Annotated in this window: 15 protein-coding genes; 3 read left to right on the forward strand and 12 right to left on the reverse strand. The window is 69.4% G+C overall.

The genetic code is table 11. The features are described from left to right. Positions 1 to 1,101 carry a succinyldiaminopimelate transaminase gene (dapC, locus tag BLQ91_RS23290; protein WP_281199643.1) on the reverse strand — a complete coding sequence of 367 codons (1,101 nt, stop codon included), beginning with the start codon at positions 1,099 to 1,101 and terminating at the stop codon, positions 1 to 3. Next, complete coding sequence (gene fdxA, locus BLQ91_RS23295; protein WP_218130387.1) at positions 1,098 to 1,427, reverse strand: ferredoxin; 330 nt, start codon at positions 1,425 to 1,427, stop codon at positions 1,098 to 1,100. Before fdxA ends, dapC begins: the two co-directional genes overlap by 4 nt. A 184-nt stretch (positions 1,428 to 1,611) precedes the next feature. On the opposite strand from fdxA, the gene BLQ91_RS23300 reads away from it, so the two are divergent. Beyond that, positions 1,612 to 2,283 (forward strand): GNAT family N-acetyltransferase, encoded by a 672-nt coding sequence (locus tag BLQ91_RS23300; protein ID WP_425412524.1) that lies wholly within the window; start codon positions 1,612 to 1,614, stop codon positions 2,281 to 2,283. On the opposite strand, the gene BLQ91_RS23305 is transcribed toward BLQ91_RS23300, so the two are convergent. From BLQ91_RS23305 to typA, 9 genes are all read right to left on the reverse strand, one after another. Beyond that, the gene (locus tag BLQ91_RS23305; protein ID WP_090099763.1) at positions 2,259 to 2,684 is read right to left on the reverse strand and encodes a hypothetical protein; all 426 of its coding nucleotides are present in this window, start codon (positions 2,682 to 2,684) and stop codon (positions 2,259 to 2,261) included. The two genes, BLQ91_RS23300 and BLQ91_RS23305, sit on opposite strands and share 25 nt — an antisense overlap. Further along, positions 2,674 to 3,510 carry an N-acetyl-1-D-myo-inositol-2-amino-2-deoxy-alpha-D-glucopyranoside deacetylase gene (gene mshB / locus BLQ91_RS23310; protein WP_090099765.1) on the reverse strand — a complete coding sequence of 279 codons (837 nt, stop codon included), beginning with the start codon at positions 3,508 to 3,510 and terminating at the stop codon, positions 2,674 to 2,676. Before mshB ends, BLQ91_RS23305 begins: the two co-directional genes overlap by 11 nt. A gap of 145 nt (positions 3,511 to 3,655) precedes the next feature. Continuing rightward, positions 3,656 to 4,648 carry an ABC transporter ATP-binding protein gene (locus tag BLQ91_RS23315; protein WP_090099767.1) on the reverse strand — a complete coding sequence of 331 codons (993 nt, stop codon included), beginning with the start codon at positions 4,646 to 4,648 and terminating at the stop codon, positions 3,656 to 3,658. Then, positions 4,645 to 5,808, reverse strand: a complete 1,164-nt coding sequence (locus BLQ91_RS23320; RefSeq protein ID WP_090099769.1) for an ABC transporter ATP-binding protein — start codon at positions 5,806 to 5,808, stop codon at positions 4,645 to 4,647. The genes BLQ91_RS23315 and BLQ91_RS23320 overlap by 4 nt, the downstream gene beginning before the upstream one ends. Further along, positions 5,808 to 6,740 carry an ABC transporter permease gene (locus BLQ91_RS23325; RefSeq protein WP_425412525.1) on the reverse strand — a complete coding sequence of 311 codons (933 nt, stop codon included), beginning with the start codon at positions 6,738 to 6,740 and terminating at the stop codon, positions 5,808 to 5,810. The genes BLQ91_RS23320 and BLQ91_RS23325 overlap by 1 nt, the downstream gene beginning before the upstream one ends. Continuing rightward, positions 6,733 to 7,731 carry an ABC transporter permease gene (locus BLQ91_RS23330; protein ID WP_090099771.1) on the reverse strand — a complete coding sequence of 333 codons (999 nt, stop codon included), beginning with the start codon at positions 7,729 to 7,731 and terminating at the stop codon, positions 6,733 to 6,735. The genes BLQ91_RS23325 and BLQ91_RS23330 overlap by 8 nt, the downstream gene beginning before the upstream one ends. A 92-nt stretch (positions 7,732 to 7,823) precedes the next feature. After that, positions 7,824 to 9,479 carry an ABC transporter family substrate-binding protein gene (locus BLQ91_RS23335; protein WP_342670664.1) on the reverse strand — a complete coding sequence of 552 codons (1,656 nt, stop codon included), beginning with the start codon at positions 9,477 to 9,479 and terminating at the stop codon, positions 7,824 to 7,826. A 423-nt stretch (positions 9,480 to 9,902) separates the two neighbouring features. Beyond that, a complete protein-coding gene (locus BLQ91_RS23340) occupies positions 9,903 to 11,564 on the reverse strand; it encodes an ABC transporter family substrate-binding protein (RefSeq protein WP_090099776.1) in 1,662 nt (553 codons plus the stop codon). A 310-nt stretch (positions 11,565 to 11,874) separates the two neighbouring features. Continuing rightward, on the reverse strand, positions 11,875 to 13,770 hold the full coding sequence (gene typA / locus BLQ91_RS23345) for a translational GTPase TypA (RefSeq protein WP_090099778.1): 1,896 nt from the start codon (positions 13,768 to 13,770) through the stop codon (positions 11,875 to 11,877). Between the two features lie 165 nt (positions 13,771 to 13,935). Between typA and BLQ91_RS41570 the strand changes: the two genes are divergently transcribed. Both BLQ91_RS41570 and BLQ91_RS23350 read left to right on the forward strand, forming a co-directional pair. Beyond that, the gene (locus BLQ91_RS41570) at positions 13,936 to 14,091 is read left to right on the forward strand and encodes a hypothetical protein (RefSeq protein ID WP_176959914.1); all 156 of its coding nucleotides are present in this window, start codon (positions 13,936 to 13,938) and stop codon (positions 14,089 to 14,091) included. Then, a complete protein-coding gene (locus BLQ91_RS23350) occupies positions 14,088 to 14,921 on the forward strand; it encodes a S41 family peptidase (protein ID WP_176959915.1) in 834 nt (277 codons plus the stop codon). The genes BLQ91_RS41570 and BLQ91_RS23350 overlap by 4 nt, the downstream gene beginning before the upstream one ends. Here BLQ91_RS23350 and BLQ91_RS23355 read toward each other — a convergent pair. Continuing rightward, positions 14,918 to 15,220: a YciI family protein gene (locus BLQ91_RS23355; RefSeq protein WP_090099783.1), complete on the reverse strand. Its 303-nt coding sequence runs from the start codon at positions 15,218 to 15,220 to the stop codon at positions 14,918 to 14,920. The two genes, BLQ91_RS23350 and BLQ91_RS23355, sit on opposite strands and share 4 nt — an antisense overlap. Positions 15,221 to 15,337 lie beyond the last annotated feature (117 nt).

Here is a 15,337-nt window from a genome sequence, read left to right on the forward strand (position 1 = left end):
TCAGGTGCCGAGGCGCTCCGCGGCCGCCGCGACCCGTTCGTCGGTGGCCGTGAGGGCGATCCGCACGTGCTGGGCGCCCTCCGGCCCGTAGAACGTGCCGGGAGCGGCCAGGACGCCGCGGTCGGCCAGCCAGGAGATGGTCTCCCAGGCGTCCTCACCGCGCGACGACCACAGGTAGAGCCCCGCCTCGGAGTGCGACACGGTGAACCCCGCCGCCTCCAGCGCGGGCTTGAGCACCTCGCGCCGGGCGCGGTAGCGCGCACGCTGCTCGGCGACGTGCTCGTCGTCCTCCAGCGCCGCCCGCATGGCCTCCTGCACCGGCCGCGGCACGATCATGCCCGCGTGCTTGCGCAGCTCCAGCAGGCCCGCCACCAGTTCCGGGTCACCGGTGATGAACCCGGCCCGGTAGCCCGCGAGCGACGACGACTTCGACAGCGAGTGCACGGCGAGCACGCCGTCGAAGGAGTCCACGACGGACGGGTGCAGCACCGACACCGGCTCCGCGTCGTCCCACGGCAGCGCCAGGTAGCACTCGTCCGAGGCCACCACGGCGCCGACGGCACGAGCGGCGGCGACGGCGTCCCGCAGCTGCGCCGCCGACAGCACCCGGCCGGTCGGGTTCGACGGCGAGTTCAGCCACACCAGCTTCGTACCGGCGGGCGGTTGCTCCCCGTCGGCCAGGCGGACGACCTCCGCTCCCGCCAGCAGCGCGCCCACCTCGTAGGTCGGGTACGCCACGGACGGCACGGCGACGACGTCACCGGGGCCGACGCCGAGCAGTGTCGGCAGCCACGCCACGAGTTCCTTGGAGCCGATCGTGGGCAGCACCGCGGCCTCGGACAGCCCCGTGACCCCGTACCGGCGCCCCATCGCGGCGACGAAGGCCGCGCGCAGCTCGGGGGTGCCGTGGGTGGTCGGGTAGCCGGGGACGTCGGCGACCGACGACAGAGCGGCCTGGACCACCGCGGGAACCGGGTCGACGGGTGTGCCGACCGACAGGTCGACCACGCCACCGGGGTGCTTGCGCGCCTTGGCGGCGTGGTCTGCCAGCGAGTCCCACGGGAAGTCCGGCAGCGCCGGGCCCCTGCGCCGGAGGATCAATGCCCCTCGGCAGCCTGCGGTGCGAGCGCCTTGACGAACTCCGGGTCGGCGCTGACCTTGCCGACCTTGGAGGCGCCACCGGGCGATCCGAGCTCGTTGAAGAAGTCGACGTTCGCCTTGGTGTAGTCCTTCCACTCGTCCGGGACGTCGTCCTCGTAGTAGATGGCTTCCACCGGGCACACCGGCTCGCACGCGCCGCAGTCCACACACTCGTCGGGGTGGATGTAGAGCATCCGGTCGCCTTCGTAGATGCAGTCGACCGGGCACTCTTCGATGCACGCCTTGTCGAGCAGATCCACGCACGGCTGGGCGATCACATAAGTCACTGCGCTCTCCAACTTCATCTGGTCACACCGCGCAAGCCGGAGAGTACGCGGCACGTTCGAGTATCACCCGGTCAGGCTTGCCTTAGCTGCACGGTGTTCCACGTCACAACACCTGGTGGGACAGGATGAACGCGTGCACACCGCCGATCATCTCGAACTGCTCTGCGCGCGAGCATGGCCCGCTGTGGCAGAAGTACCGCTAGGAGATTGGTTGATGCGCGCGGCGAACGGGTTCACCGGACGCGCCAACAGCACTCTGACCTGCGGTGATCCCGGCATTCCCATTCCTGACGCGTTGGGGGTCGTCCAGGGGTTCGCACGGGAGCACGGCATCAAACCCACGGCTCACGTCGTCCGGGGCTCCGCGCACGAGCCCGCGGTCGAACGGGCCGGGTGGCGCGTCGACCTCGATCATCCGGGCGGAGCGGAGTCGCTGGTCATGACCGGTGCTCTGGAGAAGTTCGCCGAGGGCGTGGCCGAAAGTCGTGATCTTCCCGGATGGTGGGAACTGACGGCCGGATCCGAGGTCTCCGCCGCCCAGCGGCACGTGCTCGGCACCGGCGACGCGGTCTGCTTCGCGAGCACCACCGAGAACGGCACCGTGGTCGCCGCGGTGCGGGGTGCGGTCGTCGACGACCTGCTCCACGTCGCACGGCTCGCCGTCCGGCCGTCACACCGCCGCCAGGGCCTCGCGAGGCGCCTGATGGGTGAGCTGGCGGGCTGGGGACTCGAGCGCGGCGCCGCGACGTGCGTGCTCCAGGTCGCCGAGCACAACGAGCCGGCGATCAGGCTGTACGAGGAGCTCGGCTGCTCCGAGCACCACCGCTACCGCTACTGGATCCCGGCGGTCTCGTAGAGGCCGGGCCTGTTGGCCGCGTTGCGCGCCATCACGGCGCCCACGGCCACCGCGCCCGGCATGGCGCCGCCCGCGATCAGCAGCAGCGTGCGCCAGTCGCCGAGCAGGAACTGGCCCTGGCCGCCGGGCTCGAGGAACCCGAGCCCGAAGATCGTGAAGAACCACACGAGAAGAGGCGCGGCGGCGGCCGCGACGCGCGTGGACAGGCCCGACGCCCACTGCACGAGCAGCGGGGTGGTGACGACGGCCACCACGACCGTGACCGGGAACGGCAGGTCGCCCAGCCGGGGCAGGACCAGGCCGTCGAGCCTGAGCGGGAGGAAGAACGTCTCCAGCACGGCGAGCACTGCTGCCTCGACGCACAGGAGCAGCAGGAACACCACTCGCCAGCTACCGGTCACCCAGTCCTCCGAACAGATCCGCCTCCGCGCCCGCGGCCGATCCCTTGGCGAGCACGTAGTACTCGGCCCCGACCAGCGGCTGCGCGATGTCGTTCGACAGCGCGTACCCGTCGTCCCACACGCTGACCTGCGTCGAGTGTGCACGCAAAGCGCGGCGCTTGGCCGTCAGGTGCTCGGACACGTCCACAACCGTTGTGATCTCTTCATCCGGCGTGACCGGCAGCTCACCGGGCTCGGGCAGCCGGAACGCCTCGGGGACGTTCTCCAGGGCGGCCACACCGGCGTTCGTGGCGTCGCGGGACGTGACGGCGTAGAAGACCCGTTCGACGTCGGAGACCTGGGCGCACGCGGCGACCGTGATCTCGTGCGCGCGGATGTGGTCCGGGTGGCCGTAGCCGCCGAACGCGTCGTAGCTCACGACGACCTGGGGCTTGACCTCGCGCAGGATCTCGACCAGCTGCGCGGTCTGCTCCTCCAGCGCCCCCTGGATGAACGCGCGCGCCTTCGCGTTGGACGGCACGTCGACCATGCCGGAGTCGCGCCAGCGCCCGATGCCGCCGAGGAACCGGTGGTCCGTCACGCCGAGTGCGGCGCAGGCCGACCTCAGCTCACCCACTCGGTAGCCGCCCAGCTGGTCGGCGGCGTCGGCGGCCAGGTGCGCCAGCGCGGGCGGGATGATCTCGCCCTCCTCCCCCAGCGTGCAGGTGACCACCGTGACGTGCGCGCCGGCCGAGGCGTAGCGCGCGATGGTGCCGCCGGTCCAGAGACTCTCGTCATCGGGGTGGGCGTGCACGAAGAGCAACCGTGGTGGGGCAGTCAGCGTCACCGGAAAAGAGTAAAGCGGTGTTCATCTCCCCTGCTCCGCAGGGGCGGCGAGATCGCCGGGAAGACGCGCCCGCGTCAGAGCGCGGAGAGCCTCGGCCGGCCCGTTGTGCGGGCCGGCCGAGGCTCTCACCGGTCAGCGGAGACCGTCACACGACCGCGCGTTCCTCCGCGAAGTGGCAGGCGGACAACGTTCCCCCCGGTCCACCACGCCTCTCCAGCTTCGGTTCCTCGGTGGCGCAGATGTCCTGCGCCTTCCAGCACCGCGTGCGGAAGCGGCACCCCGACGGCGGGTTGACCGGCGACGGCACGTCACCGGTCAGCACGATCCGCTGGCGCTGCCGCTCCGCCTTCGGGTCGGGCATCGGCACGGCCGAGAGCAACGCCTGCGTGTACGGGTGCATCGGCCTGGTGTAGATCGCCTCGCGGTCGCCCATCTCGATGATCTTGCCGAGGTACATCACCGCGACGCGGTCCGAGATGTGCCGCACCACCGAGAGGTCGTGCGCGACGAACAGGTACGCGAGCCCGAGCCGATCCTGCAGCTCCTCCAGCAGGTTCACGACCCCGGCCTGCACCGAGACGTCCAAAGCGGACACCGGCTCGTCCAGCACCAGGAACCGCGGGTTCAGCGCGAGCGCGCGGGCGATGCCGATGCGCTGGCGCTGACCGCCGGAGAACTCGTGCGGGTAGCGGGCGCGGTGCTCGGGGTTGAGGCCCACGAGCTCCATCAGCTCGTTGACCCGCCGTTGCACGCCGCCTTCGACGCCGTGGATCTGCAGCGGCTCCGCGATGATGTCGTTGACCTGCCACTTGGGGTTCAGCGACGCGTACGGGTCCTGGAAGACGATCTGGATGTCCTTGCGCAACGGCCGCAGCTGCTTGTTGCTCATCGACGTGAGCTCGCGCCCGTCGAACTTCACCGAGCCCGAGGTCGGCTTGTGCAGCTGCAGGATCGCGCGCCCGGTCGTCGACTTGCCGCAGCCGGACTCGCCGACGAGGCCGAGCGTCTCACCGGGGTGCAGCGTGAACGACACACCGGACACGGCCTGCACCGTGCCGGTGTTGCGCGGGATGATCCCCTTGCCGCGCACCGGGAACTCCTTGACGAGGTCGGTGACCTCCAGCAACGGCGCGGTCACTTCGCCTCCTCATCAGTCACCGAAGACCCGTGCACGGCGGTCACCTCGAGGGACTCGTCGGGGTTGGCCGCGGCGAACGCCGCCGGGTTCTCCACCGTGCCGATCTCGTCGTGCAGGAACAGCCTCTGCGGCTGCTCGATCGTCGCCAGGTGCTCCCAGCGGTGGCACCGCGTCCGGTGGCCGGGCGCGCCGGCCTCCTCGAGCTCCGGCTCCCACTCGTGGCACACCTCGGCGACGAGGGGGCAGCGCGGGGAGAACGAGCAGCCGGTCGGCAGGTTCACGAGCGAGGGCGGCGCGCCCTTGATCGGGGTGAGCCGCTTGCCCAGCGTGGACGGGTTCGGCACGGAGCCGAGAAGTCCCACGGTGTAGGGCATGCGCGGCCGTTCGAAGACGTCGTCGACCGGGCCGGACTCGACCACGGTGCCGCCGTACATCACCTGCACGCGGTTGACCATGCCCGCGACCACGCCGAGGTCGTGCGTGATCATGATGATCGCCGCGTCGGTCTCGGACTGGATGCGCAGCATGGTGTCGAGGATCTGCGCCTGCACCGTCACGTCGAGCGCGGTGGTCGGCTCGTCGGCGATGATCACGCTGGGGTCGTTGATGATCGCCATCGCGATGACGACGCGCTGGCGCATGCCGCCGGAGAACTCGTGCGGGTACTGCGCCGCGCGCTTGTCCGGCTGCGGGATGCCGACCAGCTCGAGCGCCTCGACCGCCTTGGCCCACGCCGCTTTTTTGGAGACGTCGTGGTGCGCGCGGTAGGTCTCGGCGAGCTGCCACCCCACGGTGTAGACCGGGTTCAGCGACGTCATCGGGTCCTGGAAGATCATCGAGATGTGCTTGCTGCGGAACGGCTGCATCTGCTTGTAGGTGCGGCCGTTCAGCTCCTCACCGCGGTAGCGGATGGAACCCTCGATGCGGGCGTTCTTGGGCAGCAGGCCCATGATCGCCATGGAGGACACCGACTTGCCGGAGCCCGACTCGCCCACGATGCCGAGCACGTCGCCGGAGTTGAGGTCGAACGAGACGTTGCGCACGGCGCGGACGTCACCGTCGTCGGTCGGGAACGTGACCGAGAGGTCCCTGACCGAGAGCAGCGGTGCGGTGGTACCGGAGGGCAGGAAGTCCTCCGAGAGATCGGGAGCAGTGGACATCAGGCACGCACCTTCGTCTGCCTCGGGTCGAACGCGTCGCGCAGGCCGTCACCGATGAAGTTGACGGCGAGGGAGAGCGACACGAGCACGATGAACGGACCCCAGAACAGCCACGGCCGGTTCAGGAACTGCCCGTAGTTCTCCAGCACGATCACGCCGAGCGACGTGTCCGGCGGCTGGACGCCCAGGCCCAGGAACGACAGCGCGGCCTCGGTGAGGACCGCGGCGGCGATCGCCAGCGTGGCGTTCACCGTGATGCTGCCGATCATGTTCGGCACGAGGTGCTTGAAGATGATGCGCGGGGTGCTGGCGCCGCAGGCCCGTGCGGCCTCGACGAACTCCCGCTGTGCCAGGGAGAGCGTCTCACCGCGCGTGATGCGGGCGATCTGCATCCAGGCGAAGGCGGCGAGCACCAGCGCGACGACGTACCAGCTGCCGGAGAAGCCCTTCACCACGATCGCGGCGACCGCGATCTGCGGGATGATCAGCAGCAGGTCGACGAGCCGCATCAGCGCGGCGTCCACGAAGCCGCGGAGGTATCCGGCCAGGGCACCGAAGGTCACCCCGATCGCGGTCGCCAGCGCGGCCACGATCAACGCGATCTGCAGCGAGTACCCGGTGCCGCGCATGAGCAGCGCGAGCATGTCCTTGCCGACCTGGGTGGTGCCGAGCGGGTGGGTGCCGCTCATCGGCTGGTAGGACTTGCTGGTCACGTCCTCGTAGTCGTAGGTCCAGATGAACGGACCGACGAACGCGAAGAGCACGAGGAAGACGAAGACGCCGAGGCTCACCATGGCGAGCCGGTGGCGGAGGAAGCGCCGCAGGACGAGCTGGCCCTGGGTGCGGGTCTTGGTGGCGTCGAACTCGTGGGAGTCGGCCTCGGGAGCGCTGTTCACCACGCCGCCCTCGGACGCCAAGTTGATGTTAGCCAAGGCGAATCCTGGGGTCGAGGATGCCGTACACGACGTCGGCGATCAGGTTGAACAGCACGATCAGGGTCGCCGTGACGGCGAGCCAGCCCATCAGCATCGGCGGGTCGAACTGCCGCACGGAGTTCACGAGCAGCGTGCCCATGCCGGCCCAGCCGAACACGGTCTCGGTGATGATCGCGCCGGACAGCACGGCACCGAAGTTCAGCGAGAACAGGGTGGCGACGGGGATCAGCGCGTTGCGGAAGGCGTGGCGGAAGATCACCCGGCTCTGCGAGATGCCCTTCGCCCGCGCGGTGCGCACGAAGTCCGAGTGCAGGATCTCCAGCATGGAGGCCCGTTCGAACCGGCTGTAGGCGGCGAAGCTGATCAGCATCAGCGCGACGGTCGGCAGCAGGAACGTGCCGGTGTACTTGAAGACCACCTCACCGAAGCTGCCGGAGAACCCACCCGGCCGGGGACCGGCGGTGGTGAGCCAGCGGTCCAGCCCCATCGACTCCAGGACGTTGTTGAACTGGATGCCGTAGTTCTTCACGATCACCGCGACGCAGAAGATCGGCATCGAGAACATGAGGAACGCGGTGCTGGTGGCGAGGTAGTCGAAGATCGAGTACTGGCGCACGGCGGCGAGCACGCCGACCGAGACACCCAGTGTCAGAGCGAGCAGCTCAGCGCCGATGACGAGGCGGCCGGTGGTCCACAGCGCGTCCGTGACGGCCGGGAAGACAGCGGTCTTGGCCTGACCGAGGGCGATGCTCTGGCCCCAGTCGCCCGACAGGAAGTCGGTGAGCCAGTTCCAGTAGCGGACGATGACGGGCTTGTCCAAGCCCAGGGTGGCCTCGGCGGCCCTGATGTCGGCGTCGGTGACGCCGGGCCGGAAGCGCATCTCCGCCAAGGGGTTGCCGGCGGTGGCGACGAGGACGTAGCAGGCGAAACTGCCGATGATCAGGATGGGTATCGAGATCAGCAGCCGTCGGATGATGTAGCGGATCACGGCGGGCTCCTAGGGGGCAACCCGGCTCGGGCGGGGCCGGACTCGTGGTCCGGCCCCGCCCGATCAGGCGTTGCGCACTTCAGCTATGGCGATTACTTGGTCTGCCACTCGTTGGCGTTCCACAGCGCGCCGTAGTAGCTCTGGAAGTACACGCGGTCGAGCCCCTTGAAGGCCCACATGTTCGGCATCTGGAACAGCGGCAGCGAGCCGTAGGCGTTGGCCAGCTCCGCGTCCGCCTCGGCGAAGAACTTCAGCGAGTCGGAGATCGAGGTCTGCGAGACCGCCTGCTTCATGGCCTCGTCGGCCTTCGGCACGCTCAGGTTCTGCCAGTTCTGGCCGCCACCGGTCTCGTAGATCGACTTCTTGCTGCCCTTGAAGGGGCTGCCGGACCAGGCGAACAGCGCGACGTCGTAGTCACCCGCGGAGACGCGCTCGTCGAGGAAGTTCGGGTCGGTGTCGTCCTTGACCTCGATGCCGGCTTCCTTGCACTGGCCCTGGATGAGCTCGACGGTCTGCTTGCGGCGCGGGATGTCGGTGTGGCTGATCCGGAAGGAGGCACGCACGCCGTCCTTCGCGAACACGCCGTCGGCACCCTGCGTCCAGCCCGCGCCGGTCATGATCTTCTTGGACTCGGCCGCGTCACCCTTGGACTTGTCGGCGTAGTTGTCCTTGTAGCCCTCGTCCTTCGGGAAGAAGATCAGGCTGCCGAGCGGCTTGGCGTCGGTCTGGACCTCGCTGATGAGCTTGTCGATGATGTCCTGGCGCTTGACGCACATGAAGAAGGCCTTGCGGACCTCTTCCTTCGACAGCACCGGGTGCTTCATCTGGATGTCCAGGTGCTCGAACGACAGGCCGGGGCCCGCGCCGAACGTGACGCCCTGGGCGTTCAGGCTCTTGAGCTTGGTGGCCGCGTTCGCGTCCGGCTGCGCGAAGGAGTTGACGGCGACCTCACCGTTCTCCAGCGCCTGCGCCTGCGCGACCGGGTCCGAGATGGCCTTCAGCACGATCTTCTCGGGACCACCGGGCTTGCCGACCCACTTGGGGTTGCGCTCGAGCGTCACCGACTGGTTGGGCTCGAAGCCGGTCAGCACGTAGGAACCCGCGCCGGGCATGAGCTCCTTGGTGAAGCCGTTCCACTTCTCGTTCCAGAAGTCAGCGGCCTTCTGGATCTCGGCGGCGGCGCTGTCCTTGTTGAGCTTCGTGATGTCGGCGATGCCGGCGTTCTTCTCGAGGATGTGCGCCGGGAGGATGTCGTTGTTGAACATGTCCTCGTAGTCCGGGTACGGAGACGAGAACGTGCCGACGAACGTCTGGTCGTCCTTGCACTCACCGGTCGACAGGTCGTACCCCGTCGTGCCGGCGGGCTTGAAGTACTTGCCGCCGTCGGCCTTCTTCGCCGAGTTGCTCTGCGTGAACCACGCCATGTAGAAGTCGTCGCAGTCCCACGCCTCGCCGTCGGACCAGGTGACGCCCTTCTTCAGCTTCCAGGTCACGACCTGCGGAGACTTCGAGGTGACCTCGACGGACTCCATGACGTCCTTGTTCAGGACGACCTTGTTGTTGCCGTTCAGCAGGTGCGCACCAGGCTGCACGAGCGTCAGCGCGAACGTGTTGTAGGACTGGTTGGCGTCCTCCGTCGCGTTGTTGTACGAGGTGAACGGCTTGTCGGTCGTGACGACGACCTGACCGCTCTGCTTCGTCTCCGGCGCGGTGTAGCCGTCAGCGGACTCGCCGCGTGCGGTCGCCATCTCCGCGATGGTGGCGTCTCCACCATCTGCGTCGTTGGTCCCTCCACCGCCGCCACAGGCACTCAGCACGAGAGACGCGCTGGCCACCAGCGCGATCGCCGGCAGTGCTTTGGTTCTCCTCATCGACACGTGCCCTCCTAGCACTGGGCGGCTGCGGCCTGGTCGGCCTGCACGCCCATAACCGAGATGTGCCATACGCGCCCCGAACCGGCACATCGTGGGCAGCACGGTAGAAACCCGTTGAGGCGGCGGTCACTACCTGGGAGGGTGATCGTGACCCAATGGAAACAGGTTGTAGCAGGCCGCGATGGCCCGATTACCGGGCGACAGCGTTCGTTGACCGGGCACGTGAAATTCTGTCAACGAAGGCGCCCGAACGTATCAACGCGAAAAGGGCTTGCGCAACGGATTCCGGGGCGTCCGCTACCTGTCCAGACGCCGCCATTCGGGTGCACCGCTGAGCACGCCCGCCAAGGGTGCCCCGGCGTCGACCCCTGAAACCGTGGGAAGCACACCGAGCAGATCGACGACCTGGAAAAGGGGCACCGACACGGCCTGGGCGGCGATCAACGGCTCGACCCTCGCGAGCACGTCCGACAGCAGCACCTTGCCGTTGAGAGCGGCCTCGAGGTCGGCCTGGACCGCCGGGTCGCAGAAGCCCGCGGGGTTGCGCGGGTTCGGCGTCGCCCCGTCCGGAGCGTCACCGGCGCACCCGTACGAGCTCGCGAGCGCCGCCGCCGAGTCGCCGGCGTCGACCCTCGGCACGACAGCGATGTCAACGTTCGACTCGACCAGCTGCTTGCTGTGGAGGTCCTCCGCGGTCGGCGTGAGGACCTCGGAGTCGATCCCGCGCTCCTGCAGCTGCGCCTTGATCCGGTTCGCGATGGAGACGTACGGCTCTGCCTTGTCCGGCGCGACGATCCGGAGCTTGAGCGCCTTGCCCGCCTTCTGCCACCCACCACCGGTCTTCGAGTACCCGGCCCCGGTCAGCAGCTGCTCGCTCGCCGCGGCGTCGAGGGTGTTGGCGGTGATGGTCTTCCGGTACCCGGTGCGGCTCGGCGGCACCACGTAGGAGTCGGCCCGGAACTGGGCGCTGGGCCCGCTCTGCGTCCCGAAGGAGATGAGCGCCTCCCGGTCGAGCGCCGCCACGACCGCCTTGCGCACGTTCACGTCTCCGAGCTGCTCGCTCACGGGCCGCAGCAACACCTGCACGACCTCGTTGCGCGGCACCGGTTTCGTCGTGAGGTCCTTGATCCCCCGCAGCAGGTTCACGTCCGCCGCGTCGGCCCGCAGCAACACGGCCTGGTTGTCGCCTTTGGACAGCGACTCGGCCATCGCGCTGTGCGTGGCCCGGCGGATCACGACCCGGTCGAGCGTCGTCGGCACCTCCCAGTACCGGTCGCTGCGCTCGAGCACGACCTCCCCGCGCGGCTCGTCGAGGCTGCGCACCTGGAACGGCCCCGCCGTGGCGGGGAACCCGGTCGCGAGCACGTTCGACCACGTGCCGGGCGCGTCCTTGAGCAGGTGCGCCGGCAACAGGTTCGAGAACAGGCTCCGCCACCCCGGGAACGGCTTGCCGAAGGCGACCTCGACGACCTTGCCGCCCTCACGCGCGCTGATGTTGTTGATGAGCCGGTAACCCGCCGGATCCACGACTCCGGGCTCGGCGCGCATACGCTGCCACAGGTAGTAGAAGTCCTCGGCGGCGATGGGCGCGCTGTCGGACCAGCTGGCGTCCTTGCGGATCGTGTAGGTGACGGTGAACGGCTCGGCCTTGGTGACCTTCGCGCTGACCATGAGGTTCCGGTCGAGCTGCGGCGCACCGTCGTTGCCCGGCCGGAAGGGGCTCGGGAGCAGCAGGGAGCTGAGCGCCGTGGTGATGGGGCTCTGCGCGGCCAGCGAGTGCGGGTTGTAACCGCCCGCCACGTCGTCCACGCCGACCACGATCTCCGTGACCTTCGGCCCCGTCGTGGTGATCACGGGCGCCTCGGTCTTCGGCACCAGGGGCGGAGGCGGCGCGTTCGTGCACGCCGCCGCGGTGCCGCACAGGACGGCCGCGACCAGCACTCCCCCGAGACGCCTCATGGTCCTCACACTGCCAGAAGGATGGTGGTGGCGTTCGGGCAACCCGGCTTTTGTCACCCGCGCCACTTGGTGGGACGTGGGGGGTGGTCGGGGGGTTGCTCGCACGGTGAGCAGTACGGCTCACCCCGGTGGGTGGTTCGGGGTTTTGGACTCCGGTTGGTGTCGCGCCGGAATGGTCAGCCAGCCCCCGACACGGCGACCTCGCCCCCTTCCGAACCGGCTCACCACTCGACCCCGGACACGGCGAAGGGCGGCCGGGCCACGAGCCCGGCCGCCCTTCGCGGCGTTGCGCCAGTTCGACCGCAGGCGGTCAGCCGCGCTGCTTCAGGCGCGAGCGCTCCCGGCCTCGCAGGTTCGCGTCCAGGGTGACCTTGCGGACGCGGACGACCTCCGGGGCCACCTCCACGCACTCGTCGGAGGCGCAGAACTCCAGCGCCTCCTCCAGCGAGAGCTTGCGGGGGCGGGCCAGGGTCTCCATCACGTCCGCGGTGGAGGAGCGCATGTTCGTGAGCTTCTTCTCGCGGCAGACGTTGACGTCGAGGTCTTCGGCGCGCGGGTTCTCGCCCACGACCATGCCCTCGTAGGCGTCGGCGCCCGGCTCGACGAAGAAGGTGCCGCGGTCGGCCAGCTGGATCATCGCGTAGGCGGTGATGGAGCCGGCGCGGTCGGCGACCAGGGAGCCGTTGTGGCGGGTGCGGATTTCGCCCGCCCACGGGCCGTAGCCCTCGGAGACGGCGTTCGCGATGCCGGTGCCGCGGGTTTCGGTGAGGAACTCCGTGCGGAAGCCGATGAGGCCACGCGACGGGACCACGTAGTCGAGCTTGATGCGGCCGGTGCCGTGGCCCGACATGTTCTCCATGCGGCCCTTGCGGTTCGCGAGGAGCTGCGTGACGGCGCCGAGGTGCTCCTCGGGGCAGTCGACGGACAGGCGCTCGAACGGCTCGTGGATCTTGCCGTCGACGGTGCGGGTGACGACCTGGGGCTTGCCGACGGTCAGCTCGAAGCCCTCGCGGCGCATCTGCTCGACCAGGATGGCCAGCGCCAGCTCACCGCGGCCCTGCACCTCCCAGGTGTCCGGGCGCTCGGTCGGGAGGACGCGCACGGACACGTTGCCGATGAGCTCCGAGTCGAGGCGCGCCTTGAGCATGCGGGCGGTGAGCTTGGTGCCGCCGTTGCGGCCGGCCAGCGGCGAGGTGTTCACACCGACGGTCATCGAGATCGCGGGCTCGTCGACCGTGATGCGCGGCAGCGCGACCGGGGCCTCGGCGTCGGCCAGCGTGTCGCCGATCGTGATGTCCGGGATGCCGGCGATGGCGACCAGGTCACCGGCGCGGGCGACCTCGGCGGGCTGGCGGTCGAGCGCCTCGGTGATCAGCAGCTCGGTGATGCGGACCTTGACGGGCTCGCCGTCCTCGCGGCACCACGCCACGGTCTCGCCCTTGCGCAGCGTGCCCCGGTGGATGCGGCACAGCGCGATGCGGCCGAGGAACGTCGAGGCGTCGAGGTTCGTGACCAGCGCCTGGAGCGGGCCGTCGATGTCGACGTGGGGGGCGGGGATGTGCTCGAGCAGCACCTGGAACAGGGTGTCGAGGTTCTCCTCGTCCGGCAGGCCGCCGTCCTCGGGCTGGGTGAGCGACGCGCGACCGGCGCGCGCGGAGGCGTAGACGACCGGCAGGTCCAGCACGGACTCGTCGGCGCCGACCTCGGTCGCGAGGTCGAGCAGCAGGTCGTGGGCCTCCTCGACGACCTCGGAGATCCGGGCGTCGGGGCGGTCGACCTTGTTGACCAGCAGGATCACCGGCAGGCCGGCGGCCAGGGTCTTGCGGAGCACGAAGCGCGTCTGGGGCAGCGGGCCCTCGGACGCGTCGACGAGCAGGACGACGCCGTCGACCATGGCCAGCGCGCGCTCGACCTCGCCGCCGAAGTCGGCGTGGCCGGGGGTGTCGACGACGTTGATGATCACGTCGCCGTCCGGCGTGTGCCTGCGCACAGCCGTGTTCTTGGCGAGGATCGTGATGCCCTTCTCACGCTCGAGCTCGCCCGAGTCCATGACCCGGTCGACGAGCTCGGCACGCGCGGAGAAGGCGCCGGACTGGCGCAGCATGGCGTCGACCAGGGTGGTCTTGCCGTGGTCGACGTGCGCGACGATCGCGACATTTCGCAGGTCAGTTCGCGTCTGAAGGGCAGACGCGGTGGCCGTGGGCACGCAGAACTCCTAGAGCTTCGAAGGCGTTGGAGGGGCTCGCGCCGGACACTTCGATGCGCAGGGCCGCTTTTGATACTACCGGCTGCGTCGCCATTACCACACAAGAGTGCCAGTGAAGTGAGCCTCACCTACTCTAGCGATACGCGGCGGAGTGGAGTTCAACCAGTGGGTAAAAAGCTCAAGAAGAAGTGCTGCCGGTCGAAGCCCCGGTGCAAGCGCTGCCCGGTTCCGTTCCTGCTCGAGGAGCGCGACAAGGCCAGGAAGAAGGCGGCGAAGAAGGCCGAGAAGGCCGCCAAGAAGGCACTGAAGAAGGCCGCTTGAGACCCGAGGCGCGCGCCTGCGTCGACAGGGCGCTCGACCTCCTCCAGCGCCACTCGATCGACAGCAAGAAGGCCGACTGGCCCGCACTACGTGCTCAAGCTCACGCCACCGACGACCCCGACGAGGCGATCCGGGGCGTCATCGCCGCGCTCGGCAACCCGCACACCCACCTGGTCACGGCCGAGCGCGCGTCCTCCCCGCGGCGCACCGGCGTCCCGACCGGCCGCCTGACCGGCTCGACCGGATGGCTCGTCCTGCCCGGCACCCACGCGCGGTACGGCCGCGGGTACGTCACCGCGGGGCTGAAAGCGCTGCGGGAGCTCATCGCGGCGAGGCCCACGGGCTGGGTGGTCGACCTGCGCGGCAACGGCGGCGGCGCGATGCACCCGATGCTCGCGGTGGTCGCACCGCTGCTCGGCGACGGCGAGCTGGGCAGGTTCGTCGGGCCGCACGGTGGGACGAGCTGGGGCATCAGGCGCGGCCACGTCCGCAACGGCACGAAGACCGCGTTCCGCCTGCGGCGCGTCCCGGCCGCGCGGTCCGAACCGGTGGCCGTGCTCGTCGACCGCCGCACCGCGAGCTCGGGCGAGGCGGTGCTCATCTCGTTCCTGGGCGCGCCGGACGTCCGCACCTTCGGCGAGCCCACGGCCGGGTACGCGACGGCGAACCAGACGTTCCCGCTGCCCGGCGGCGCGCAGCTCGCCATCACCACCGCGCTGATGGCCGACCGCACGGGCCGGACGTACGGCAACAACCCGATCACCCCGCACGTGGTCGTCGAGGACGCGCTCGCGGCGGCGATCGAGTGGCTTTCCCCGAAGCAGCGCTAACCCTGCAGCACGGCTTCGTTCAGCTTCGAGAGCTCGGGCGCCGTCCTGGTCGCCTCGAACTCGCAGATCTCGTACTTCACGAGGTTCTGCTCGGCCCACGGGTCCGTGGCGAGCAGGGCCTCGAGCTTGCCCCGGGGCATGGGGCGCGTGATGATCACGCCGCCCGTCCTCGGCACCTGACGCCCCGAAGCGAGGAAGAGGCCCCGCTCGTACTGCTTCTCGACCCACTCGCGGTGGTCGGGAAGGGCGTAGTCGATCTGTTCCAGTGGCGCGACGTACTTCAGCAGCACGATGAACATGCGTTGACGGTAGACCTATACTCGGGATCGTGCGCATCCTCAACGCCTTCTGGCGGGCCGCTTCCAGGCGGCCGGAGTAGCAGCGCGCAGACACCACTGACGCGACACACGGGCCGC

It is taken from the genome of Lentzea jiangxiensis (assembly GCF_900104175.1).
Lineage (GTDB): Bacteria > Actinomycetota > Actinomycetes > Mycobacteriales > Pseudonocardiaceae > Lentzea > Lentzea jiangxiensis.

What these genes read in the sequence shown, in the direction of transcription:
- BLQ91_RS23320 (WP_090099769.1), bottom strand. Translation starts at nt 5,808, where the DNA reads ATGTCCACTGCTCCCGATCTCTCGGAGGACTTCCTGCCCTCCGGTACC.
- BLQ91_RS23335 (WP_342670664.1), bottom strand. Translation starts at nt 9,479, where the DNA reads ATGGCGACCGCACGCGGCGAGTCCGCTGACGGCTACACCGCGCCGGAG.
- BLQ91_RS23340 (WP_090099776.1), bottom strand. Translation starts at nt 11,564, where the DNA reads ATGAGGCGTCTCGGGGGAGTGCTGGTCGCGGCCGTCCTGTGCGGCACC.
- BLQ91_RS23355 (WP_090099783.1), bottom strand. Translation starts at nt 15,220, where the DNA reads ATGTTCATCGTGCTGCTGAAGTACGTCGCGCCACTGGAACAGATCGAC.